The sequence below is a fragment of the Luteibacter sp. TLI7-4A genome (assembly GCF_056754745.1).
In genome coordinates this window covers 2,476,993-2,497,899 of sequence record NZ_JBPGWO010000001.1, presented here as the reverse complement: position 1 = coordinate 2,497,899, position 20,907 = coordinate 2,476,993, and the positions used below count along the sequence as shown (strand labels likewise).

The following is a 20,907-nucleotide window of genomic DNA, read 5'->3' as shown; positions in this document are numbered from 1 at the left end:
TGGGACCGTAGACCTCCGATGGGGTTCCGTTCGCGTCAACTGGCGCGGACGCGTTCGCTGGAACTCGGGATGCGCATGGCTTCGCGGTACTTGGCCACCGTACGTCGTGCCACCTGAATACCGCGTCGATGCAGTTCCTCCGCCAGTGCCTGGTCGGACAGGGGCCGACGCGCGTCCTCGGCCATGATGAGCTTGCGCAGCATGGCCTGGATCGCGGTGGCGGACGCGGTGCCACCGTCCTCGGTGGCCACGCCGCTGGAGAAGAAATGTTTCAATTCGAAGGTGCCACGCGGCGTATGCATGTATTTGCGCGTGGTCACCCGGGAGATCGTGGACTCGTGCATGCCCACTTCCTCGGCCACTTCGCGCAATACCAGCGGGTGCATGGCCTCGGGGCCGTAGTCGAGGAACGCGCTTTGCCGACGGACGATCACATCGGCCACCTTCTGCAAGGTCTCGGCCCTGGACTGCAGGCTCTTGAGCAGCCAGCGTGCTTCCTGCAGCTGCCCCTTCATCCAGGTGGCGTCGTCGCCTCGGGCCCGCGCGATGAGGTTGCAATAGTGCTGGTTGAGACCCAGCCGGGGCTGGGAGTCGGGATTGAGGCTGACCTGCCAGCGCCCGTTCTCGCGTCGGGCGTAGACGTCGGGTGCCACGTATTCGACGGGCGTGGCATCCAGCGCGGCGCCGGGACGGGGGTCGAGGCTGCGTATGAGGCTCGCCGCGGCGGCCACGTGGGCCTCGGGTGCCTTGAGCCGACGGGCGATCTTGGCGGTGTCGTTGCGCGCCAGCAGTTCCAGTTCCTCGTTCACGATGCGGATCGCGAGTTCGCGATGCGGGGTGTCGAGCGAGAACTGGGAAAGCTGGCAGAACAGGCAGTCGCGCAGGTCGAGGCTGGCGATACCCGTGGGATCGAAACGTTGCACGCGCTGGCGAACGGCCTCGATCTCCCCGGCGGTCGCATGCAACTCGGCGGGCAAGGCGGCTTCCACCGCTTCCACGCCGTCATGCAGGTAACCGTCCTCATCGAGCGCGTGGATGATCGCGGTGGCGATGGCGTGGTCGCGGGGCGAGAACTGCGACAGGTTGAGCTGCCACTCCAGGTGTTGCTGGAGGCTTTCCGGCGCGGCGTTCTGCGGCTCGAAACCATCCTCGTCGAGACCGCCGCTGCGGGAAGATGCACCGGCGTAGTCGCCGGCCTCGCCGTGGAACCGGTCATCGTCCCATTCCGGCGCGAGTTCCTCCGACGGCGTGACGGTGGATTCCTCGTCCTCCTTCGACGCCTTGACCGGGATGTCTTCTCGCGAGGGGAATTCCGGAGCCTCATAGCCGTCTTCCGCGGCCGGCTCCGTTTCGGACTCGGCGTCTTCCGCGAACTCGAGCAAGGGGTTGCTTTCCGCGATCTGGCGGAGTTCGGCCTCGAGCTCAAGCTGTGACAGTTGCAGAAGGCGGATGGCCTGCTGCAACTGCGGCGTCAGCGTGAGCTGCTGATGGAGGCGAAACTGGAGTCCGGGTTTCATGCCTGCGACGCTTGGGGTTCCCGATCCATCGTAACCCCTTACGGGCCCCGCAAACCAGCGGCGCGCGGAGACGGCTTCGCGAAGGGAAGACGGGCGCCGTCAGATTCGGAATTCACGGCCCAGATACACTTCCCGTACCTTTTCATCGGCGAGGATGTGCTGAGGCGTGCCGCGGGAAAGTACCTCTCCGTCGTTCAGGATGTACGCGCGGTCACAGATGCCGAGGGTCTCGCGCACATTGTGATCGGTGATCAGCACGCCGATCCCGCGCTCCTTCAGGTGGCGGACGATGCGCTGGATCTCGCCCACCGAGATGGGATCGACGCCCGCGAACGGTTCGTCGAGCAGCATGTAGCGGGGACGCGCGGCGAGGGCGCGGGCGATCTCCACGCGGCGGCGTTCGCCGCCGGACAGGCTGATGCCTTTTTGCTCGGCGATATGCGAGATCTTCAACTCGTCCAGCAGGCTCTCCAACTCGTCCTCGCGCTGCTTCTGGGTCATGCCTTCACGCAATTCCAGCACGGCCAGGATGTTGTCCGACACGCTGAGTCGCCGGAACACCGAGGCCTCCTGCGGGAGATAGCCGATACCCAGCTTGGCGCGGGCATGCATCGGCAGTCCGGTGATGTCTTGCTGATCGAGCTTGATGGAGCCGGCGTCGGCCTGGATGAGGCCCACCACCATGTAGAAGCAGGTGGTCTTGCCGGCGCCGTTGGGGCCGAGCAGGCCGACCACCTCGCCTTCACGGATGGAAAAGGCGAAATCGCGAACCACCTGGCGCGCGCGGAAGCGCTTCTGCAGGCCTTGGGCTGAAAGCATCGGGTCAGGGCTTCTTCGTGTCGGGTGCCGGCGTCGCGGGCGTCGCCGGGGCGGCGGCCGGCTTGTTCTTCGGCTGGAAGGTCATGTGCACGGGGGCGGCGCCATTGCTCTCGCCGGTCATCGTGCTGTCCTTGGTGTTGTAGGTGAGCTTGTCGCCTTCGGCGCTGCCCTTGGCCGGCTGCTTGACCTTGGCATTGCCCGTGAGGACGGCGAAGTCCTGGTCGACCTTGTAGTCGATGTTCAGCGCCTGGCCGTCCATCGGTTCGTTCTGCTCGTCGAGCTGGTGAATGGTGGCCGGCTTGCCGTCGACCACCACGCGGGTGATGTTGTTGTCGGCATCCAGATAGCCGGTGGCCTTGTCGCCGGTGATCTTCAGCGTGCCCTGGGTGAGGATCACGTTGGTGGTCCAGATCACCTTGCCGGCCGGTTGCTGCGAACCGTCGAACGACTTCGAATGGACGTCGACCGGCTCGTTGCGGTCGGATTGCTTCGCCACGACGGGCAGGCTGGCCACGAGTGCCATGCCGAGCACCGCGAACAGGGCGGCCTTAGCGCTTGCGCGGCAGGTACGTGCTATGGACTGCATCGAGGAGCTCCAGGTGCTTGGTGTCGAGATTGGCGCGCATGCCAACGCCATCCATTGTAGAGCTTCCCTGCACGATCCGCGCCGCCTCGGCCGTCTCCAGGCGGTTCTCCTTGGGCCACGCGGTGACTTCGGAGGTGTCGATGCTGGCGGCCTGGGTGGTGCCGAAGGCCGGCCGCTCCATGTGGACCTTGCCTTGCAGCTTGAGCAGGCTGCCGTCCTTGTTCACCCACCCGTACTGGGAGTGGCCCTTCCACGGCGGGATGTCGGCCTCCTTGGTCGAGGGAAGGACGAAATCCGGAGCGTTGATGTAGAGCGAATCGTCGCCCTCGCGCCGCTCGAGGTGCGGCGCGATCAGCTTGAATGCGGGCTTGCCTTCCTCGTTGTATGAATCGAGGTCGAAATTGGTCAGCACGTAGCCGGAACGTGGCGGGCCCACGAAGTCCTGGACCTTCTTCTCCGGCGCCGCCCAGTAGTAAAGCAATACGCTGGCGCCGAGGACGACGGCGAGGATGCCGGCCGTGCCCGTCGCACCGCGGTCCTTCAGCAGGTTGAACGCGCTCACAGCCAGCGATCCCTCTCTGCCTCGGCCTTGCCCTGGGCGGCGAGGATCATGTCGGCCACTTCGCGGGCGGCGCCATATCCACCGGACAGGCGCGTGCGCCAATGGGCACGCTCGACCACCCAGGGATGGGCATTGGCGGTGGCCACGGCGAGTCCGGCGATACCCATGGCCGGGAGGTCGGGCAGGTCGTCGCCGACGAAGGCGGATTCCTCCGGCGCCAGGCGCAACGCCTCCAGCAGGCCGGCCAGGCAGGCGCGCTTGTCCTTCTGGCCTTGGTAGACGTGGGCGATACCCAGTTCCTCGGCGCGCAGCGACACGGGATGGCTGATCCGGGCCGTGATGATCGCGACCTTCACGCCGTTGCGCTGCAGTGCCTTCAGGCCCAGTCCGTCGTGCACGTGGAAGACCTTGGTCTCCCGACCGTCCTCGGCGTACCAGAGGCGCCCGTCGGTGAGCGTGCCATCGACGTCGAACACGACCACGCGCACGCGGGAGGCGCGCTCGGCCACATCGGCGGGAATCTCGGTGTAATGGGTGTAGGCCATGGTTCGCTATATGGGGATGATGCGGCGCGGCGGGAACGCACCGGGAGTCGGCCGTTCAGACGACGCGGGCACGAAGCAGGTCGTGGATGTTCAGCGCGCCGACGGCGCGGCCATCGGCATCCACCACCAGCAGGGCGTTGATCTGGTGCTTTTCCATCAATTGGGCGGCCTCGACGGCGAGCTTGTCGGAACCGATCGTCTTGGGCCCGCGGGTCATGAGCTGGGCCACCGAGGCACTGCGCAGGTCGACGCCATCGTCGTCCAGCGCGCGGCGCAGGTCGCCGTCGGTGAACACGCCCAGCAGGCGGTTCTCCGCATCGACCACCGCGGTCATGCCCAGGTGCTTGCGCGACATCTCGACCAGGGCCTCGCTGAGGGTGGCCTCGAGGCGCACGCGAGGTACGTCGTCGCCCGAGTGCATCACGTCGGCGATGTGCAGGAGCAGGCGGCGGCCCAGGCTGCCGGCCGGATGCGAACGGGCGAAATCGTCCGGGGTGAAGCCGCGTGCCTCCAGCAGCGCCACGGCCAGCGCGTCGCCCATGACCAGGGCGGCCGTCGTGCTGGCGGTCGGGGCCAGGCCGTGGGGGCAGGCTTCCGAGGCGACGTTGGCGTCGAGGTTGAGGTCGGCCTGGGTCGCCAGCGACGACCTGGGGTTGCCGGTGATCGAGATCAGGCCGATGCCCTGCCGCTTGATCGCCGGCAGGATGTAGAGGAGTTCGTCGGTCTCGCCCGAATAGGAGATGCCGAGCAGGATATCGTCCGGCTGGATCATCCCTAGGTCGCCGTGGCTGGCCTCGCCGGGATGGACGAAGAACGACGGGGTGCCGGTGGACGCCAGCGTCGCGGCGATCTTCCGCGCGATATGGCCCGACTTGCCCATGCCCGAGACCACGACCCGGCCCTTGCAGGCCAGGATCATCTGGCAGGCCTGGACGAAGGCGGCATCGACCTTCGCCTCCAGGGCGCGGATGGCCGCCGCCTCGGTCTTGATGACGTTGCGGGCGCTACGGATGACGGTGTCTGCGTTCACATGGAGGGCGTCGGCGGGTGGGGCGGTGCGGGCGTTCATGTGACCTCATTGTCCGGGTGGGGCAATCCCTGGTTACCCGGGATGTCCATTTCTGCGACACCGGATTTCCATTACCATTACATATTCTCATTTTATAGTCGCTGCCATCGACGGGTGGTTCAGGGTCCGTTTCGGAACCCTCACCGGCGCGGCGACCCCCCATCACCGGAGAATCCATGGACGCTGCGCGCATCCAGGCATTGATCGAAGCCGGCCTGCCCGGCGCGCGGGTAGACGTTCGTGGCGACGACGGCGTCCATTTCGAAGCCGACGTGGTCTCGGAACAGTTCGCCGGCAAGTTGCCCCTGGCCCGCCACCGGCTCGTTTACGCCACCCTCGGCGACCTCATGGGCGGTGCCATCCACGCCCTGGGCCTGAAGACCCTCACACCCGAAGAAGCCGCCGGCCGCCGCTGAACCAGCGCGCCGGGCGCCATCCTCCGCCCGTTTCCTTTCCCAAGGCATTCCCCCTCCATGGCCAAGATCCTTATCAGCGGCGGCCAGCCGCTCAACGGTGAGGTGAGCATTTCCGGCGCCAAGAACGCCGTCCTGCCCATCCTCGCCTCCTGCCTGCTCGCCGACGAACCGGTCAGCATCGGCAACGTGCCGCACCTGCACGACGTCACCACCTTCATCGAACTGCTGGGTCGCATGGGCGTTCGCGTGGTCCTGGACGATCGCATGAAGATGCACATCGACCCGCGCCCGGAGAATTCCTGCGTCGCCCCGTACGAACTCGTCCGCACCATGCGTGCGTCGATCCTCGTGCTCGGCCCGCTGGTCGCGCGGCATGGCAAGGCCGAGGTCTCGCTCCCGGGTGGCTGCGCCATCGGCTCGCGTCCGGTCGACCAGCACATCCGCGGCCTGCAGGCGCTCGGCGCCGAGGTCACCGTGGAGAACGGCTACATCAAGGCGAGGGCCGGCCGCCTGAAGGGCGCGCGCATCGTCATGGACATGGTCACCGTCACCGGTACCGAAAACATCCTGATGGCCGCCACCCTCGCGGAAGGCACCACGGTCATCGAGAACGCGGCACAGGAGCCCGAGGTCGTCGACCTGGCGCACTGCCTGATCGCGATGGGCGCGAAGATCGACGGCATCGGTACCTCCACGCTCATCGTGGAAGGCGTCGAACGCCTGCACGGAGCCCACTACGAGGTCCTGCCGGATCGCATCGAGACCGGTACCTTCCTGGTCGGCGCCGCGATGACCGGCGGCAAGGTCCGCGCGCGTGGCGCGCGCGCCGACACCATGGATGCCGTGCTGCAGAAGCTCGAGGAAGCGGGCGCGCACATCAGCACGGGCAAGGACTGGATCGAACTCGACATGCAGGGACGCCGGCCGAAGGCCGTGAACCTGGTGACCGCGCCTTACCCGGCGTTTCCCACCGACATGCAGGCGCAGTTCACCGCGCTCAACTGCGTGGCCGAAGGCGTTGGCGTGATCACCGAAACGGTGTTCGAGAACCGCTTCATGCATGCGCTGGAATTGCAGCGCCTGGGTGCGGACATCCGCCTCGAAGGCAACACCGCGATCATCACCGGCGTGCCGAAGATGAGCGGCGCGCCGATCATGGCCACCGACCTGCGCGCCTCGGCATGCCTGGTGCTGGCCGGCCTCGTCGCCGAGGGCGACACCACCGTCGATCGCGTGTACCACATCGATCGCGGCTACGAGAACATCGAGGAAAAACTGGGCGTGCTGGGCGCGAAGATTCGTCGCCTGCCGAGCTGATCGCCTGACGTCGCCGCTGCTGGAATCGCGGCGTTGAAATCGCCGACAGGGTCGGTTCCCACCAGGCTTGCGAGCTCTGGTGGGAGCCGATCCTGTCGGCGATCAGCGGCCTTCGAACCTCACCAGTTCCATGGTGAGGTCGCCGCCGTCCTTCTGCGCCAGCTTCACCGGAACCGGGAATTTCGCCGGTACATACCATGCGTTGAAGCCGCGATCCGCATCGGTGCGATCCACGCGGATGGCATCGAACGAGCCGGCGGGCACGGTGACCTTTTCCTTGCCCGAGACCTTGAACTGCTGGTTCTCCACCGCCTGCTTCACCGCCACGGGCAGGGCGACCTGTTGCTGGCCCGAACGTAGCGCGAGCCCGAGCGCGAGCGGCAAGGTGTTGCGTTCGACCATGCCCGGCACGGCCGCATAGCTGAAGCTCTTCTTGTTGTCCTGCACCTGCACGGTCCCGCCCTGCACGGTGAGGTCGCGGGTTTTCGACTTCACCGCGGCGTCCAACTGGTAGTGGTAACTCACCGCCTGCGGTACCTGTCCGGACCAGGTGAAGCGCGAGGTCTCCGCCACATTGGCACCGAGCATGGCCGCGAGGCCCGAGGTGCCCTTGGTCTGGTTCGAATACTCGAACTGCCCGTTGCCCGCCGGTTTCAGCGTGACGGTGGCTTCGCCCAGCGGGCCGCCATCCTTGAGCACCTGGTAGGTGGCGGTGAACGACTGCGGCACGTCGGCGGCGAAAGCGGCGGCGGGCAGGGCGAGGGCCAGCGCGAGGCCGGCGCGAAGGAAGGTCGTGGTCGTCATGCCACCGAGTTTAGCCGGGGCGGCTGAATGCGGGGCGGCATCGCTGGTGGGACGAGGGGAGCCGACCTGCCTGGTGGGAGCCGACCTTGTCGGCGATGGGTGCTAGCGATAGCCTGGCCCGCTGCCGCGGGATCGCCGACAAGGTCGGCTCCCACCAAACAGAGGAGGAGGCTCCCACCGAGAGGTGGCCCCTGGCGGGGGTATCAGAGGTCCGTCAGGGCCAGCGGTTGTGCCAGGGGGGCGCCATCGAACACCGGGCCGCGATCCCAGCGCAGGCGGCCCGAGGCGATCGCGCCGACCACGGCGGGCAACAAGCGGTGTTCCTCGACCAGAAGGCGTTCGGCGAGGTCGGCCTCGGTATCGCCCGGATGCACGGGAATGCGGGCCTGGGCGACCACGGGACCGCCATCGAGCTCGGCGGTGACGAAGTGCACGCTGGCACCGTGCTCCACATCGCCCGCCTCGAGGCAGCGCCGATGCGTGTGCAGGCCGCGGTACTTGGGCAGCAGCGAGGGATGGACGTTGATCGCCCGGCCTTCCCATGCGGCCACGATGCCCGCGTCGACGATCCGCATGTAGCCGGCGAGGACGAGCAGGTCGGCCCCGCTCCGGGCGACGTGGCCGAACAGCGCCGCGTCGAAGTCCGCACGGGTGGGGTAATCCTTCGGATTCAGCGCGACGGTGGGAATGCCGGCCGCCGCGGCTATCCGCAACGCGCCGGCCTGGGCCTTGTCGCTGCCCACGAGCGTGAAGTCCACCGGCAACCGGCCGCCGTCACGGGCGGCGATGAGCGCGGCAAGGTTGCTGCCGCGCCCGGAGGCGAGCGCGGCGATGCGCAGACGGCGTTCCACGCGAGGTGTCAGGCGATGTGGACGCGCTCGTCGCCCGATGCGGCGACGACCGAACCGATGACCCAGGTATCCAGGCCGTGACCGGCAAGCAATGCCTTCGCCGCGTCTACCTGATCGTGCGCGAGCAGCACCGTGAAGCCGATGCCGCAGTTGAACGTGCGCCACATTTCCTCGGGAGCCACGTTGCCCTCGCGCTGTAGCCACTGGAACACCGGCGGCATCTCCCAGGAGGAGGCGTCGATGGACAGGCCGAGGCCGTCGGGCACCACGCGGATGATGTTCTCCTTCAGCCCGCCACCGGTGACGTGGGCCATGCCGTGCACGTCGACCTTCGCGATCAGGTCGAGCATGGGCTTCACGTAGATCGTGGTGGGCGCCATCAGCGCGTCGACCAGTTTCACGCCGCCGATCTCGGTGTCCAGCGGCGAACCGGCGCGCTCGAGGATCCGGCGGATCAGCGAGTAGCCGTTCGAATGCGGACCGGAAGAGGCCACGCCGAGGACGACGTCGCCCGCGACGATGGACGAGCCGTCGTTCATCGCGGACTTTTCCACGGCGCCGACGGTGAAGCCGGCGAGGTCGTATTCGCCCGGCGGATACATGTCCGGCATCTCGGCCGTTTCACCGCCGATCAGCGCGCATCCCGCCAGTTCGCAGCCGCGGGCGATGCCGCCGATGACCGAGGCGGCCGTATCGACGTCGAGCTTGCCGGTGGCGAAGTAGTCGAGGAAGAAAAGCGGTTCGGCCCCCTGCACGAGCACGTCGTTGACGCACATGCCGACGAGGTCGATGCCGATGGTGTCATGGCGGCCAAGCTGCTGGGCGAGCTTGAGCTTGGTGCCCACGCCGTCCGTGCCCGAGACCAGCACCGGCTCCTTGTAGCGACCGGACAGGTCGAACAACCCGCCGAAGCCACCGAGCCCGCCCATCACCTCGGGCCGGAAGGTCCGCTTGACCATCGGCTTGATGCGCTCGACGAGGGCGTTGCCGGCATCGATGTCGACGCCCGCGTCGCGGTAGGTGAGGGAGCCCTGGTCGGAGGACATAAGCGGTTCCGGCGCGTATTGGAAACCGCGCATGATAGCAGCAAGCGGCGGCGGGGCCGGTCCCTGCACATGCCCTGGATGGACGCCATGCCAAGGTTTGGGCAGACTTCCCGCCTTCACAAAGGGATGCCACGACCATGCGCCCAGCCCGTTTCCTCGCCTTATGGATGCTCCTCGTGGTGGCTTGCGCCGGCTCCGCCATGGCGCAGACGTCGATCTACACGGTGACGGTGCCGGTGGCCGATACCAGCGCCGCCGTACGCGACCAGGCCTTCGCCACGGGGCTCACGCAGGTGCTCGCCCGTGCTTCCAACGGGGCCGATCCCCGGGGGAAACCCGGCTATGCGGAGGCCATGAAGCAGCCCGGTGGCCTTGTTCAGCAATACCAGTACGCCCGTACCGGCGGTGCCAATGGCGCCCCGTTGAGCCTCGATATCGTCTTCGATCCCGGCGCCATCCGGCGGGTGCTGGCCGTGGGCGACGCGTCGGTCGCGGCGCCGAAGCCGCCCGTCCTGGTGATCGCCCGCGACGCGAGCGGGAAGCTTCTCGGCCAGCAGGACCTGGTGCCGTTGGCGCAGATGGCCGATACCCGCGGTTACCAGATCGTCGTGCCCAAGGCCGACTCGCTCCCCGATCCCGCGGCCATCGCCCAGGGCGATCCCGGCGCCGTGGCGACCGTGGCCCGCCGGTACAACACCGCCATGGTCCTGGTCGGCAAGATCGGCGACGACCAGGCCGACTGGACCCTCGTTTCCGCCGGACGCACCGGCACCTGGAAAGACAGTGGCGAAGCCCGCGCCGCGCTGCTCGCCAATGGCGCGAACGCCATGGCCGACAAGCTCGACCGGCAGTTCGCCGCCACTCAGGGCGGCAGTTCCAGCGGCAAGGTCTGGGTGACCGGCCTGCGCTCGGCGGCCGATTACGCCGGTTTGCTGGCGACCTTCCAGAACGATCCTTCGGTCAAGTCGGTGGCGCCCGTCGGTGCCACAGCCGACGGGGTGCTGCTCAATGTGAACGCCAGCGCGCCGTTGGCACGCCTGGTGGCGGCCTATGCGGCCGGTGGCCACATACTGGCTGCCGATGCACACGATGGCGCCGACCTCGCCGTGCGCTGGGTCCCGTGACCTCCTACGACGAATCAGGACTCGCATGAACCACGACACTTCGCGCCGCTGGCAGCTGCTTGCGATCACCGCCGTCATCATCTTCGTGATCTGGTTGCTGGCACCGGTGCTGATGCCGTTCGCCATCGCGGCCATGCTCGCCTACCTCGGCGACCCGCTCGCCGATCGCCTGCAGCGGCTGGGCATGGGCCGCACCTGGGCGGTGAGCATCGTGTTCACCGTGATCTCGCTGGTCTTCGTCGGCGTGGTGCTCCTGCTCATCCCGCTGATCCAGCACCAGTTCGAGAACCTCGCCGAGAACCTCCCGCACTACGTGGACTGGGTGCGCGGCACGGCCTTGCCGTGGATCCAGACACGCCTGCGGCTGGACCCGAACGTGTTCGATACCGACAGCCTGCTGGCGACGATCCGCGAGCATATCGGCTCGGTGGGGAGCATCGCCGCCAAGGCCGTCGCAAAGGTCACCCAGTCGGGCATGGGGGTGGTCACCTGGATCACCAATGCCGTGCTGATTCCCGTCGTGGCGTTCTACCTCCTGCGCGACTGGGACACGATGATCGCGCATATCCAGCGCCTGCTGCCGCGCTCGATCGAGCCGACCGTCGTCCATCTGTCGCGCGAATCGGACCAGGTGCTCGGCGCCTTCGTCCGCGGCCAGTTGCTGGTGATGCTGGCGCTGGGCGTGTTCTACGGACTGGGCCTCACCCTGGTCGGCATTTCCATCGGCCCCCTGATCGGCATGGTCGCGGGCCTGCTCAGTTTCGTCCCCTACCTGGGTTTCATGATCGGCTTCGTCGCGGCGTTGATCGCCGCGCTGGTGCAATACGGCGACTGGACGCACGTGATCCTCGTCGCGGTGGTGTTCACCATCGGCCAGTTGCTCGAAGGCTACGTGCTCGTGCCGCGCCTGGTCGGGGGCAAGATCGGCCTGCATCCGGTGGCGGTGATCTTCGCCGTGCTGGCGGGCGGCCACCTGTTCGGATTCCTCGGTGTGCTGCTGGCACTGCCCGCGGCTTCCGTCGTGGTGGTGCTGATGCGCTATGTCTTCGCGCGGTATCGTGAGAGCGACCTCTACATGGAACCCGCCGCGGACGCGTCCACCGAACAGGTGGAAGTCGACGTGGATGTCGACGTCACCGTGAACGCGCGGCGCGACCAGCCTCCATTGCCCGGCGACGGCCATCCATGACGGCCCAGCTTCCCCTCGCATTGCGCTGGCCGCGACGCCAGCGCTTCGAGCACTTCCATCCAGGCGATAACGCGGTGGCAGTGGAAGCCGTTCGGGCCGCGGCGGTGGATTACTCCGCGCCATGGGTGTTCCTGGCCGGTCCACTGGGCAGTGGCCGTACCCATTTGCTGATCGCGGCATGCCAGGCGGCGATCGACGCTGGCCGCACGGCCCAATACCTGCCGCTGGCCGGTTTGCGGGGCTCGCGTGCGGTGGCGATTCGTGGCATGGCGGGCAGCGACGTGCTGGCGATCGACGACATCGATTCCATCGCCGGCGAGGACGACGCGGAGCATGCGTTGTTCGACACGTTCAACCGGTATCGTGCCGACGGATGCACGCTGCTGTTCTCGGCGGCGGGCGCGCCGGTATCGCTGGATATCGCCTTGCCCGACCTGCGTTCGAGGCTGGGCTCGTTGACCCAGGCGGTGCTGAAACCATTGGCCGACGCGGAACGCCGCGGCGTGCTGCGTGAGCAGGCCGCGGCGCGTGGCATCGAACTGGACGACGTGGTGCTGGACTGGCTGTTCGCGCATCATGCGCGCGACCTGGGTACCTTGCTGGACCTGCTCGATACACTGGACCGCGCGTCACTCGCCGCGCAACGGCGAGTGACGGTGCCTTTCCTGCGCAACCTGCTCAAGGACGACTGAGTCAGCTCGCGCGCCGGGTAGGCACGGTATCGATCAGCGTCTTGCGCTCCGGGTCGTTGTCGCGCACGCCGTATACCCGAAGCACCGCCTCGTCGGTGTCGTGTTCCACCACCAGGTAGGTGCGCTGCGAAGCGGAGCCGCTGAGGTAGACCGGCACGCTGCCGATATTCCTGTAATACCCGAGGGAACGGTGCAGATGCCCGGCGAATATGGCCGCCACGTCGACGCCTGAAACGGTACGGGCGAAGTCGCCGTTGAAATTGTCGGGATCGTGCATGTGGACGATGGCGAAGTCATAGGCACGATCCGAAGGGGTACCGAGGGGCGGCACGCTCAGGTGTACGCCAAGCAGGTGGTGTAGCCATGGTACCGAGGATTCGATCTCGTACCGTGCAGGGACGATGCCCTCGGTCGTATCGAACGAAACCTCGTAGGTCGGGTGGTTGTTGAGTTGCATGTGCAGCACGCGGTCCAGTCCCGGTGCGCGCACGGCGTAGGCGAGGCTGCCCACGTAGCGGGTGCTGAACGCACCCGGTTGGGCCGCGAAGTCGAACGAGACGACGCCCCGCTTCTTCGTCACATGGCGAACGAGGTCGGTGATGCTGTCCCGCGCGCAGCCGTTGTTGAAGCAGCCTTCGCCCTGGTCGTTGCGGATGTTGTTCTCGTAGTCGTGATTGCCGAGCCCCAGATGCACGTTGTCACCGAGGATCCGCAGCAGGCGCTCCATCGTGGCGCGCTGCGCTCCATGGCCATAGGCGGTGATGTCGCCATTGATGAACACGGGGATATCCTGCCCCGGGCGGGCCGCGCGGTAGGCGACGATGCTGCGGTACTGCTCTTCGATCAACGCCTCGGATTCCGCGTCGCGTTCGGCATCGTCCTGGGATATGCGGGCATCCGTCTTCGCCGTCCAGGGATATTGGGGATCGGAGGTGACGATCATCGTGCGTACTTCGGCCGTGACGGCAGGGGTCAGGCAGGTCGAAGCGAGGGCGAGCGCGAGCACGGCCGAAAGGCGGCCGGGGTTTCGTGTGGGGAGTGGCACGGGTTTTTCCTTGATCTGTCGTAGGGGAAGCGAACATCCGGTTCGCCAACGACAGATTAGGAGGCAGCGCCCACGCGCGTATGTAGGCTCATGGAAGGAGCCAGTGCGAGGGTTTATCCCTTGGCGCTGGCCTTCCGACTACACGCCGAGGAGGCGGGGCGTGGCGTTGGCGCCGATGACCTCGGTCATCGCGGCTGCCACCTTGTGATTGGCGGCGATGATGTTGCCGCTCTCCGGCAGGCCTTCGCGTCCGGCGAAATCACCGTAGACGCCACCGGCCTCGCGCACGAGCAGGGCGCCCGCGGCGATATCCCACACGTTGAGCCCGGGCTCGAAGAAACCATCGACGCGGCCGGCGGCCACGTAGGCGAGATCGAGCGCGGCCGAACCCATGCGGCGGATGTCTTCGGCGTCCTTGAGCAGTGCCGCCGTCATCGCCAATTGCGCGTCCAGGTGGTTACGCGCCCGGTAGGGATAACCGGTGGCGATCAGCGCACCGGCAAGGCCTTCGCGCTTGCCGACGCGGATGCGGCGATCGTTGAGGTAGGCGCCGTCCCCCTTGCTCGCGGTGAACAACTCGTCGCGCAGTGGGTCGAAGACCACGCCATAGACGGGCTCACCCTTCTCGACCAGGGCGATCGAGACGCAGAAATGCGGGATGCCGCGCAGGTAGTTGTGCGTGCCGTCGAGCGGATCGATGACCCAGGTCAGCGGCCCCTTGCCGATCTGCCCGGACTCTTCGCCCAGGATGGCATGGGTGGGATAGGCACGGCGGAGTTCCTTGACGATCTCGGCTTCGGCGAGGCGGTCGACCTCGGAGGCGAAGTCCATACGCTGCTTTTCGACGACCGCAAGGCCTTCGATGCGATTCATATAGCGCAGGATGATGTTTCCTGCGGAGCGCGCGGCGCGCGCCGCGACATTGACGGCGGGTCTGGGCATGGGATCGGCTTGGTAAAAGAACGTGGGAGGCGGTCGAGGCCGCATCGGCCGCAGAGTTTACCACCCTGTCGCGCCTCGCCCAAGTCATTGCCGTTGTAGACTTTCCGGTCCTCCCCGCCAATCGTCCGCCACCCATGGCCCTTTCCGATCTCCACGACCGCCTTCGTTTCGTCCTCGTCCGCACCTCCCATGCGGGGAATATCGGCTCGGCCGCGCGCGCGATCCGCACGATGGGGTTCGACCGGCTGACCCTGGTGGCGCCGCACCGCTTTCCGGATCCCGAGGCGACGGCGTTGGCGGCCGGGGCGGACGATGTCCTGGACCATGCCGCGATCCACGACGACCTGGTCGACGGCCTGGCGGGTGCCACCTTCGCCCTCGGCCTGTCCGCCCGCCGTCGTGGCGTGAACCTGCCGGAACTGGACCCGCGCGAAGGGGCGGCCCAGGCGATCGCCGCCGCCCGCCGCGGCGAGCAGGTGGCGCTGGTGTTCGGCAACGAGCGAACCGGGCTGGAAAACGACGAACTGGCGCGTTGCCACGCCATGGTGCGGATTCCGAGCGTCGACGATTTCAGCTCGTTGAACCTGTCACAGGCGGTGCAGGTGGTGGCCTACGAGCTGCGTACGGCGCTGTTGGCGGAGGAACCGCGTGCGCCGGTGGCCGGGGTCGACCCCGACGAGGCGCCGGCGGATGCCGAGCAGATGGAGCGGTTCTTCACCCACCTGGGCCAGACACTCGACGACATCGAGTTCCACAAGGGCCGCTCGCCGACGACGATCATGCTGAAACTGCGCAAGCTCTTCCTGCGCGCCCGCCCCGAGCCGCGCGAGCTGCGCATCCTGCATGGCATCCTCGCGGATGCGCAGCGCATGGCCCAGATCGCGCACAAGGGCGATTGATTGCGTTTTTGCCGTTGCGGCGCAACACTTCGGGGGATTTGCCGGTTTGCCCGGCCAACGCTTCCCCCACCAGCCCAAAGAGTCCCGTGAGCGAAAACGCAAACGCGCCGTTGCCCCTCAACGCGCCCTGGATCGTCATGAAGTTCGGCGGCACCTCCGTGGCCACCGCCGCACGTTGGCGCAACATCCTTGAACTGGCCGCCAGCCGCCGCGCCGAAGGCGCGCGCGTGCTGATCGTGGTCTCGGCCCTGTCCGGCATCACCGACGGCCTGAAACAGCTTTGCACGCACACGGAACCCAAACGCCGCTCGGAGGCGGCCGCCGCACTGGCCGATCGCCACCATGCCTTGCTCGCCGAGATGTCGCTGGCGATGCCGCAAACGCTGGGCGAGCGGCTTGCCGACCTGGCGCTGCTCGCCGAGGCCGGCGCCGCGGACCTGGGCGAACTAGCCTGGCAGGCTCGCGTGCAGGCGCATGGCGAGCTGATGTCCAGCGCACTCGGGGCGGCCTTCCTCTCCGCCAACGGACTGGCGACGACCTGGGTCGACGCCCGCGACTGCCTGCGCTCGGTGGTGTTGCCCAACCAGAACGAGCGCACGCGCCTGCTCTCGGCCATGGTGGAACCGCACCACGATGCGGCGATTTCCGCGGCGCTCGCGGAACGCGGCGACGTGTTCATCACGCAGGGGTTCATCGCGCAGGACGAAGCCGGCCGCACGGTCTTGCTCGGACGTGGTGGTTCGGACACCTCGGCCGCGTACTTCGGTGCGCTGCTGGCGGCGTCGCGCGTGGAAATATGGACGGACGTGGCCGGCATGTTCAGCGCGAACCCGCGCCAGGTCGCCGGGGCGCGCCTGTTGCAGCGGCTAGACTACGAAGAGGCGCAGGAAATCGCATCCACCGGTGCCAAGGTCTTGCACCCGCGCTGCCTTTCTCCGCTGCGCGAACCGCGCGTACCGCTTCTGATCAAGGATACCAACCGGCCCGAGCTGGAAGGCACGTCGATCGGCCCGGAAGTGCGCGAGCACGCGCCGAGCATCAAGGCGATCAGCGCACGCAAGGGCATCACCCTGGTATCGATGGAATCGGTCGGCATGTGGCAACAGGTCGGCTTCCTCGCCGACGTGTTCGACGCGTTCAAGCGCCACGGCCTGTCGGTGGACCTGATCGGTTCGGCGGAAACCAATGTCACGGTATCGCTCGATCCCACCGAGAACCTGCTCGATTCGGATGCGATCGCCGCGCTGGCGGCGGATCTGGCCCGCGTCTGCCGGGTGAAGGTGATCGCGCCCTGCGCGGCCATCACCCTTGTCGGCCGCGGCATGCGTTCGATGCTGCACAAGCTGTCGGGCGTGCTGGCCGAGTTCGGCCAGTTGCGCGTGCACCTGATCTCGCAGTCGTCGAACAACCTCAACCTGACCTTCGTCGTCGACGAGGATGTGGTGGATGACATGCTGCCTCGCCTGCACGAACTGCTGATAGGCGCCGGTGCGCTGCGTACGGACGACAGCGTCGTCTTCGGCCCCTCCTGGCAGGCGCTCTACGGTGCCGGCGAACAGGCGTTGCCGAGCGCCGCGTGGTGGCGGGGCGAACGGACCGCCTTGATGCGGCTGGCCCAGGAACGCACCCCACGCTACGTCTACCACGTGCCGACGGTGCGCGCGCAGGCTCGCCGCGTGAAGTCGTTGAAGGCCGTGGATCGCGCCCACTACGCCGTAAAGGCGAACACTCATCCGGGCATCCTCAAGGTGCTGGCGGAGGAAGGCTTCGCCTTCGAGTGCGTCTCGCCGGGCGAGCTGGCGGCGGTCTCTGCCGCGGTGCCGGACGACGTACCCCTGCTGTTCACGCCGAACTTCGCGGCCCGTCGCGATTTCGCCGCGGCCTTGCAGACGCGGGCGACGATCACCATCGATGCACTGCATCCCATCGAGCAATGGGGCGAGATGTTCGCGGGGCGCGACATCATGCTGCGGGTGGACCTCGGCCGTGGCCTCGGTCATCACGAGAAAGTGAAGACCGGCGGTACCGGTAGCAAGTTCGGCGTACCGATCGAACACGTGGATCGATTCCTGCGCCTGGCCGATGCGGCGGGCGTAAGGGTGATCGGCCTTCACGCGCACCTGGGCTCGGGCATCCTCGACGCGGCGCACTGGGGCGAGGTCTACTCGCAACTGGCGGCGCTGGCCGAACGCATCGGCACGATCTCGGTGCTCAATATCGGCGGTGGCCTCGGCGTGCCGTCGCATCCTGGCGAGACGCCGCTGGACATGGCGGCGCTCGACCGCGTGCTTACCTCGGTGCATCAGGCCTATCCGCAGTTTCAGTTGTGGGTGGAACCGGGCCGTTACCTGGTGGCCGATGCGGGCGTGTTGCTGGCCAAGGTCACGCAGGAAAAGGAGAAGGGCGCCAACGTGCGTTACCTCGGCCTCGATACCGGCATGAACAGCCTGATCCGCCCGGCGCTCTACGATGCCTGGCACGAGATCGCCAACCTCTCCCGTGTCGACGAGCCCGCCACCACGATGTATCAGGTCGTCGGCCCGATCTGCGAATCCGGCGACATCCTCGGTTCCGACCGCCGCCTGCCCGAGTCGAAGGAAGACGACGTGATCCTCATCGCCCAGGGTGGCGCCTATGGCGCCGTGATGTCCTCCCGCTACAACCTGCGTGACGAAGCCGACGAGGTCTTGCTGCCGTGACCGCCACGCTTGCCGATCCACGCCAGAGCGATCGTTTTCGCTTCGTCCGCCATGCGTTCGTCGATGGCGTGGCCGAACTGGTCTATGCCTTCGACGAAGGCCCGGAACTGATCGAGCGCGTGACCTTCCCGGGCGCGCCGTCGGTGCCGGCGGAACGCGAGGGAGCTTTCGCGGCGGCGCTGCGCCTGCTCCATCTGGTCGCCGGCGTCAGCTACTACAAGGCGGGCATTCCCGCCACGATCGTCGTCGAGGGCGAGGCGCTCGACGAAGACGGTGCGTCGATGCTCGATGCGCTGTACTTGCACGGCCTGGCCGAGTTCGCCTACCGCAACCGTCTCGACCTTCGCGGGCGCATCGCCTTTCCGTTCGAGCGCAAGCGTCATGCGGCAGCGTCGGCGATCGGCCTGCCGAAGCGTTCGCTTCTGCCCATCGGCGGTGGCAAGGATTCGGTGGTGGCGGTCGAGGCGGTCAAGTCCATCGGTGCCGAGGCCACGGCCGCCTGGGTGGGTAACTCGCCGCTGATCGCCGAGTGCGCCGCGCGCACGGGCCTGCCCACGCTCAACATCTCGCGCGAACTGGCGCCGGGCCTGTTCGAACTGAATCGTCTCGGTGCGTGGAACGGGCATATCCCCGTCACCGCGATCAACTCGGCGATCCTCGTGGTGGCGGCGGTCCTCTATGGCTACGACTCCATTGTCTTCGCCAACGAGCGTTCCGCCTCGGTGGCCACGCTGGAGTACGAAGGCCAGGAAGTGAACCACCAGTGGAGCAAGGGCTTCGGTTTCGAGAAAACCCTGCACGACTACCTGCACTCGCACGTCGCCGCCGATCTCGACTACTGCTCGCTGCTGCGGCCCTGGTCGGAGTTGGCCGTGACCAGCGCGTTCGCGCGGCTGGGTGGCGACTATTTCAACGTCTTCTCCAGTTGCAACCGCAATTTCCGCATCCTCGGACCGAAACCCGCCGATCGCTGGTGCGGCCAGTGCCCGAAGTGCCATTTCGTTTTCCTGGCGCTGGCCCCCTTCATGGCCAAGCCGCGACTGCTGTCGATCTTCGGGCGGAATCTGCTCGACGACGAAGAGCTGGCGGGCGCGTTCGATGCGTTGCTGGAATACAAGGACCATAAGCCGTTCGAGTGCGTTGGCGAGGGCGCCGAGGCGCGCGCCGCGCTGGCCGCCCTGGCCGAACGGCCGGAATGGCGCGAGGATGCGCTGGTCGCGCGTTTCCGCCGCGAAATCCTTCCCCAGCTCGATCGTTCCGAACTGGCGCTCGATCCCTGGCTCAAGCCCGGTGCGTCGCATCTGGTGCCGCGGCGCCTGCTCGGAGCGCTGGATGCGCTGGGCTGACCTCGAGGGCCGGCGGGTCGCCGTCTGGGGGTTCGGCCGGGAAGGACGCGCGGCGCTGGATGCGCTGGCGCGGCGCCTGCCGGGCCAGGCGGTCGAACTCTATTGCGCCGCGGATGAGGTGGATGCGGCAAAAGCGGCGTTTCCCTCGGTGCGCGTGCACGATGCCGCACCCGATGCCGATGCGCTGGCTGCCTTCGATGTCGTCATCAAGTCCCCCGGCATTTCCGCGTACAAGCCGGAACTGCTGGAGGCCAAGGCACGCGGTACGCGCTTCACCTCGGGTACGGCGTTGTGGTTCGCGACGCATGGCGACGCGTGCACCATCGCCGTCACCGGCACCAAGGGCAAGAGCACGACGTCCGCCTTGCTCGCCCACCTGGCGCGTTCGCTAGGCGTGCGTACCGCACTGGCGGGAAACATCGGCTTGCCCTTGCTCGAACTCGACGAGGCCAGCGCCGACCTGTGGGTCATCGAACTGTCGAGTTTCCAGACCGGCGAGGCCACAGGCGTATCCCTCGGCGTCGTGACCAGCCTGTACGAGGAACATCTCGACTGGCACGGTTCACGCGCGCGCTATGTCGACGACAAGCTCAAGCTGCTCGCGGCGTCCGAACGGGTGCTCGTGAACGCGGCACAGCCCACGTTGCTTTCGCGTGCCGCCGATCATCCGGGATTGCACACGTTCGGTGATCTCGCCGGATGGCACGTGGCGGACGGCTGGATTCGGCGGGGCGGCGAGGACGTCATTCGTGCCCGACGGGTGTCCGCTCCCGGGCTGCACAACGCGGTGAACGCCTGCGCGGCGCTGGCCGCGCTGGAGATCCTGGGTTACGACGCACGTGCCGCCGCGCCTGCACTGTCGACCTTCGTGCCCTTGCCGCACCGGCTGCAGCCGCTGGGAGAGCGCGACGGGCTCGCCTGGGTCAACGACTCCATCAGCACGACGCCACTGGCGAGCCTGGCCGCGCTGGAAAGCGTGGGGGCGAAACGCACGGCACTGATCGTCGGCGGCCACGATCGTGGCCTGGACTGGACACCCTTCGTCGAAGCGATGCACGGGCACGAGCCGGAAGCGATCGTGTGCCAGGGCGGTAACGGCCCGCGTATCGCGGACGCGCTGGAGGCGGCCGGTATCGCGAACGTCTATCGCGCCACCGACCTCGGTGCCGCCGTGGCCGCCGCGCGAGCCGCCCTCGGTGGAGAAGGCTGCGTCTTGCTCTCGCCGGGCGCGCCGAGCTTCGATCAGTTTCGTGACTACACCGAGCGTGGGCGGTACTTCGCGGAGTTGGCGGGTTTCGAGCCGGGCATGGCCAGCATCCAGGGCCTCGGCGTCGGCTAGCGGAATCGCCGACAAGGTCGGCTCCCACCAGGTCGCTGTATCGCCGACAGGGTTGGCTCTCATCAGGTCGCTGTATCGCCGGCAGGGTTGGTTCCCACCA

20 protein-coding genes are annotated in these 20,907 nt (G+C 67.3%); 9 read left to right on the top strand and 11 right to left on the bottom strand.

The features are described 5' to 3' along the window. Nucleotides 1–35 precede the first annotated feature (35 nt). From ACR9Y6_RS11035 to ACR9Y6_RS11010, 6 genes are all read right to left on the bottom strand, one after another. Nucleotides 36–1,517, bottom strand: coding sequence for an RNA polymerase factor sigma-54 (locus ACR9Y6_RS11035; RefSeq protein ID WP_481281316.1), 1,482 nt, complete (start codon nt 1,515–1,517; stop codon nt 36–38). Between the two features lie 99 nt (nt 1,518–1,616). Next, nucleotides 1,617–2,336 carry an LPS export ABC transporter ATP-binding protein gene (gene lptB / locus ACR9Y6_RS11030; RefSeq protein ID WP_306852081.1) on the bottom strand — a complete coding sequence of 240 codons (720 nt, stop codon included), beginning with the start codon at nt 2,334–2,336 and terminating at the stop codon, nt 1,617–1,619. A gap of 4 nt (nt 2,337–2,340) precedes the next feature. Then, nucleotides 2,341–2,859 (bottom strand): lipopolysaccharide transport periplasmic protein LptA, encoded by a 519-nt coding sequence (gene lptA, locus ACR9Y6_RS11025; RefSeq protein WP_481281315.1) that lies wholly within the window; start codon nt 2,857–2,859, stop codon nt 2,341–2,343. Nucleotides 2,860–2,884: 25 nt separating this feature from the next. Next, nucleotides 2,885–3,484, bottom strand: coding sequence for an LPS export ABC transporter periplasmic protein LptC (gene lptC, locus ACR9Y6_RS11020; protein WP_481281314.1), 600 nt, complete (start codon nt 3,482–3,484; stop codon nt 2,885–2,887). Beyond that, a complete protein-coding gene (locus ACR9Y6_RS11015) occupies nt 3,481–4,029 on the bottom strand; it encodes a KdsC family phosphatase (RefSeq protein ID WP_481281313.1) in 549 nt (182 codons plus the stop codon). Before ACR9Y6_RS11015 ends, lptC begins: the two co-directional genes overlap by 4 nt. 55 nt (nt 4,030–4,084) lie before the next feature. Further along, nucleotides 4,085–5,098: a KpsF/GutQ family sugar-phosphate isomerase gene (locus ACR9Y6_RS11010; protein ID WP_481281312.1), complete on the bottom strand. Its 1,014-nt coding sequence runs from the start codon at nt 5,096–5,098 to the stop codon at nt 4,085–4,087. A 176-nt stretch (nt 5,099–5,274) separates the two neighbouring features. Between ACR9Y6_RS11010 and ACR9Y6_RS11005 the strand changes: the two genes are divergently transcribed. Both ACR9Y6_RS11005 and murA read left to right on the top strand, forming a co-directional pair. Then, entirely contained in the window at nt 5,275–5,514 is a 240-nt protein-coding gene (locus tag ACR9Y6_RS11005; RefSeq protein ID WP_306852072.1) for a BolA family protein, read from the top strand. 57 nt (nt 5,515–5,571) lie between these two features. Next, entirely contained in the window at nt 5,572–6,831 is a 1,260-nt protein-coding gene (gene murA, locus ACR9Y6_RS11000; protein WP_371024640.1) for a UDP-N-acetylglucosamine 1-carboxyvinyltransferase, read from the top strand. Between the two features lie 102 nt (nt 6,832–6,933). Here murA and ACR9Y6_RS10995 read toward each other — a convergent pair whose 3' ends face one another. From ACR9Y6_RS10995 to purM, 3 genes are all read right to left on the bottom strand, one after another. Further along, nucleotides 6,934–7,635, bottom strand: a complete 702-nt coding sequence (locus ACR9Y6_RS10995) for a DUF3108 domain-containing protein (protein WP_481281311.1) — start codon at nt 7,633–7,635, stop codon at nt 6,934–6,936. Between the two features lie 203 nt (nt 7,636–7,838). Beyond that, a complete protein-coding gene (gene purN, locus ACR9Y6_RS10990) occupies nt 7,839–8,486 on the bottom strand; it encodes a phosphoribosylglycinamide formyltransferase (RefSeq protein ID WP_481281310.1) in 648 nt (215 codons plus the stop codon). 8 nt (nt 8,487–8,494) lie between these two features. After that, nucleotides 8,495–9,565, bottom strand: coding sequence for a phosphoribosylformylglycinamidine cyclo-ligase (gene purM, locus ACR9Y6_RS10985; RefSeq protein ID WP_481281309.1), 1,071 nt, complete (start codon nt 9,563–9,565; stop codon nt 8,495–8,497). Between the two features lie 104 nt (nt 9,566–9,669). Here purM and ACR9Y6_RS10980 point away from each other — a divergent pair, with 104 nt between their 5' ends. From ACR9Y6_RS10980 to hda, 3 genes are read left to right on the top strand one after another with little or no spacing between them, the layout of a single operon-like run. Further along, a complete protein-coding gene (locus ACR9Y6_RS10980; protein WP_426286916.1) occupies nt 9,670–10,656 on the top strand; it encodes a DUF2066 domain-containing protein in 987 nt (328 codons plus the stop codon). Between the two features lie 25 nt (nt 10,657–10,681). Further along, nucleotides 10,682–11,845: an AI-2E family transporter gene (locus ACR9Y6_RS10975; RefSeq protein ID WP_481281308.1), complete on the top strand. Its 1,164-nt coding sequence runs from the start codon at nt 10,682–10,684 to the stop codon at nt 11,843–11,845. Beyond that, nucleotides 11,842–12,537, top strand: coding sequence for a DnaA regulatory inactivator Hda (gene hda / locus ACR9Y6_RS10970; RefSeq protein WP_481281307.1), 696 nt, complete (start codon nt 11,842–11,844; stop codon nt 12,535–12,537). Before ACR9Y6_RS10975 ends, hda begins: the two co-directional genes overlap by 4 nt. A 1-nt stretch (nt 12,538) precedes the next feature. Here hda and ACR9Y6_RS10965 read toward each other — a convergent pair whose 3' ends face one another. Both ACR9Y6_RS10965 and ACR9Y6_RS10960 read right to left on the bottom strand, forming a co-directional pair. Next, nucleotides 12,539–13,582 carry a metallophosphoesterase gene (locus tag ACR9Y6_RS10965; RefSeq protein WP_481281306.1) on the bottom strand — a complete coding sequence of 348 codons (1,044 nt, stop codon included), beginning with the start codon at nt 13,580–13,582 and terminating at the stop codon, nt 12,539–12,541. Between the two features lie 138 nt (nt 13,583–13,720). After that, nucleotides 13,721–14,524 (bottom strand): inositol monophosphatase family protein, encoded by an 804-nt coding sequence (locus ACR9Y6_RS10960; protein WP_306852055.1) that lies wholly within the window; start codon nt 14,522–14,524, stop codon nt 13,721–13,723. 134 nt (nt 14,525–14,658) lie between these two features. On the opposite strand from ACR9Y6_RS10960, the gene ACR9Y6_RS10955 reads away from it, so the two are divergent. The 4 genes from ACR9Y6_RS10955 to murD all read left to right on the top strand — a co-directional run bounded on the left by ACR9Y6_RS10955 (nt 14,659) and on the right by murD (nt 20,807). Further along, nucleotides 14,659–15,423, top strand: a complete 765-nt coding sequence (locus ACR9Y6_RS10955; RefSeq protein ID WP_481281305.1) for an RNA methyltransferase — start codon at nt 14,659–14,661, stop codon at nt 15,421–15,423. 137 nt (nt 15,424–15,560) lie between these two features. After that, a complete protein-coding gene (locus tag ACR9Y6_RS10950; RefSeq protein WP_481282719.1) occupies nt 15,561–18,122 on the top strand; it encodes a bifunctional aspartate kinase/diaminopimelate decarboxylase in 2,562 nt (853 codons plus the stop codon). Continuing rightward, the gene (murL, locus tag ACR9Y6_RS10945; protein WP_481281304.1) at nt 18,119–19,468 is read left to right on the top strand and encodes a UDP-N-acetyl-alpha-D-muramoyl-L-alanyl-L-glutamate epimerase; all 1,350 of its coding nucleotides are present in this window, start codon (nt 18,119–18,121) and stop codon (nt 19,466–19,468) included. The genes ACR9Y6_RS10950 and murL overlap by 4 nt, the downstream gene beginning before the upstream one ends. Then, nucleotides 19,455–20,807 carry a UDP-N-acetylmuramoyl-L-alanine--D-glutamate ligase gene (gene murD / locus ACR9Y6_RS10940; protein WP_481281303.1) on the top strand — a complete coding sequence of 451 codons (1,353 nt, stop codon included), beginning with the start codon at nt 19,455–19,457 and terminating at the stop codon, nt 20,805–20,807. The genes murL and murD overlap by 14 nt, the downstream gene beginning before the upstream one ends. Nucleotides 20,808–20,907: the final 100 nt, after the last annotated feature.

Coding starts and splice junctions, on each gene's coding strand:
- ACR9Y6_RS11035 (WP_481281316.1), bottom strand. CDS start 1,517: ATGAAACCCGGACTCCAGTTTCGCCTCCATCAGCAGCTCACGCTGACG.
- lptB (WP_306852081.1), bottom strand. CDS start 2,336: ATGCTTTCAGCCCAAGGCCTGCAGAAGCGCTTCCGCGCGCGCCAGGTG.
- lptA (WP_481281315.1), bottom strand. CDS start 2,859: ATGGCACTCGTGGCCAGCCTGCCCGTCGTGGCGAAGCAATCCGACCGC.
- ACR9Y6_RS11015 (WP_481281313.1), bottom strand. CDS start 4,029: ATGGCCTACACCCATTACACCGAGATTCCCGCCGATGTGGCCGAGCGC.
- ACR9Y6_RS11010 (WP_481281312.1), bottom strand. CDS start 5,098: ATGAACGCCCGCACCGCCCCACCCGCCGACGCCCTCCATGTGAACGCA.
- ACR9Y6_RS11005 (WP_306852072.1), top strand. CDS start 5,275: ATGGACGCTGCGCGCATCCAGGCATTGATCGAAGCCGGCCTGCCCGGC.
- murA (WP_371024640.1), top strand. CDS start 5,572: ATGGCCAAGATCCTTATCAGCGGCGGCCAGCCGCTCAACGGTGAGGTG.
- ACR9Y6_RS10995 (WP_481281311.1), bottom strand. CDS start 7,635: ATGACGACCACGACCTTCCTTCGCGCCGGCCTCGCGCTGGCCCTCGCC.
- purM (WP_481281309.1), bottom strand. CDS start 9,565: ATGCGCGGTTTCCAATACGCGCCGGAACCGCTTATGTCCTCCGACCAG.
- ACR9Y6_RS10980 (WP_426286916.1), top strand. CDS start 9,670: ATGCGCCCAGCCCGTTTCCTCGCCTTATGGATGCTCCTCGTGGTGGCT.
- ACR9Y6_RS10975 (WP_481281308.1), top strand. CDS start 10,682: ATGAACCACGACACTTCGCGCCGCTGGCAGCTGCTTGCGATCACCGCC.
- hda (WP_481281307.1), top strand. CDS start 11,842: ATGACGGCCCAGCTTCCCCTCGCATTGCGCTGGCCGCGACGCCAGCGC.
- ACR9Y6_RS10960 (WP_306852055.1), bottom strand. CDS start 14,524: ATGCCCAGACCCGCCGTCAATGTCGCGGCGCGCGCCGCGCGCTCCGCA.
- ACR9Y6_RS10955 (WP_481281305.1), top strand. CDS start 14,659: ATGGCCCTTTCCGATCTCCACGACCGCCTTCGTTTCGTCCTCGTCCGC.
- ACR9Y6_RS10950 (WP_481282719.1), top strand. CDS start 15,561: ATGAAGTTCGGCGGCACCTCCGTGGCCACCGCCGCACGTTGGCGCAAC.
- murD (WP_481281303.1), top strand. CDS start 19,455: ATGCGCTGGGCTGACCTCGAGGGCCGGCGGGTCGCCGTCTGGGGGTTC.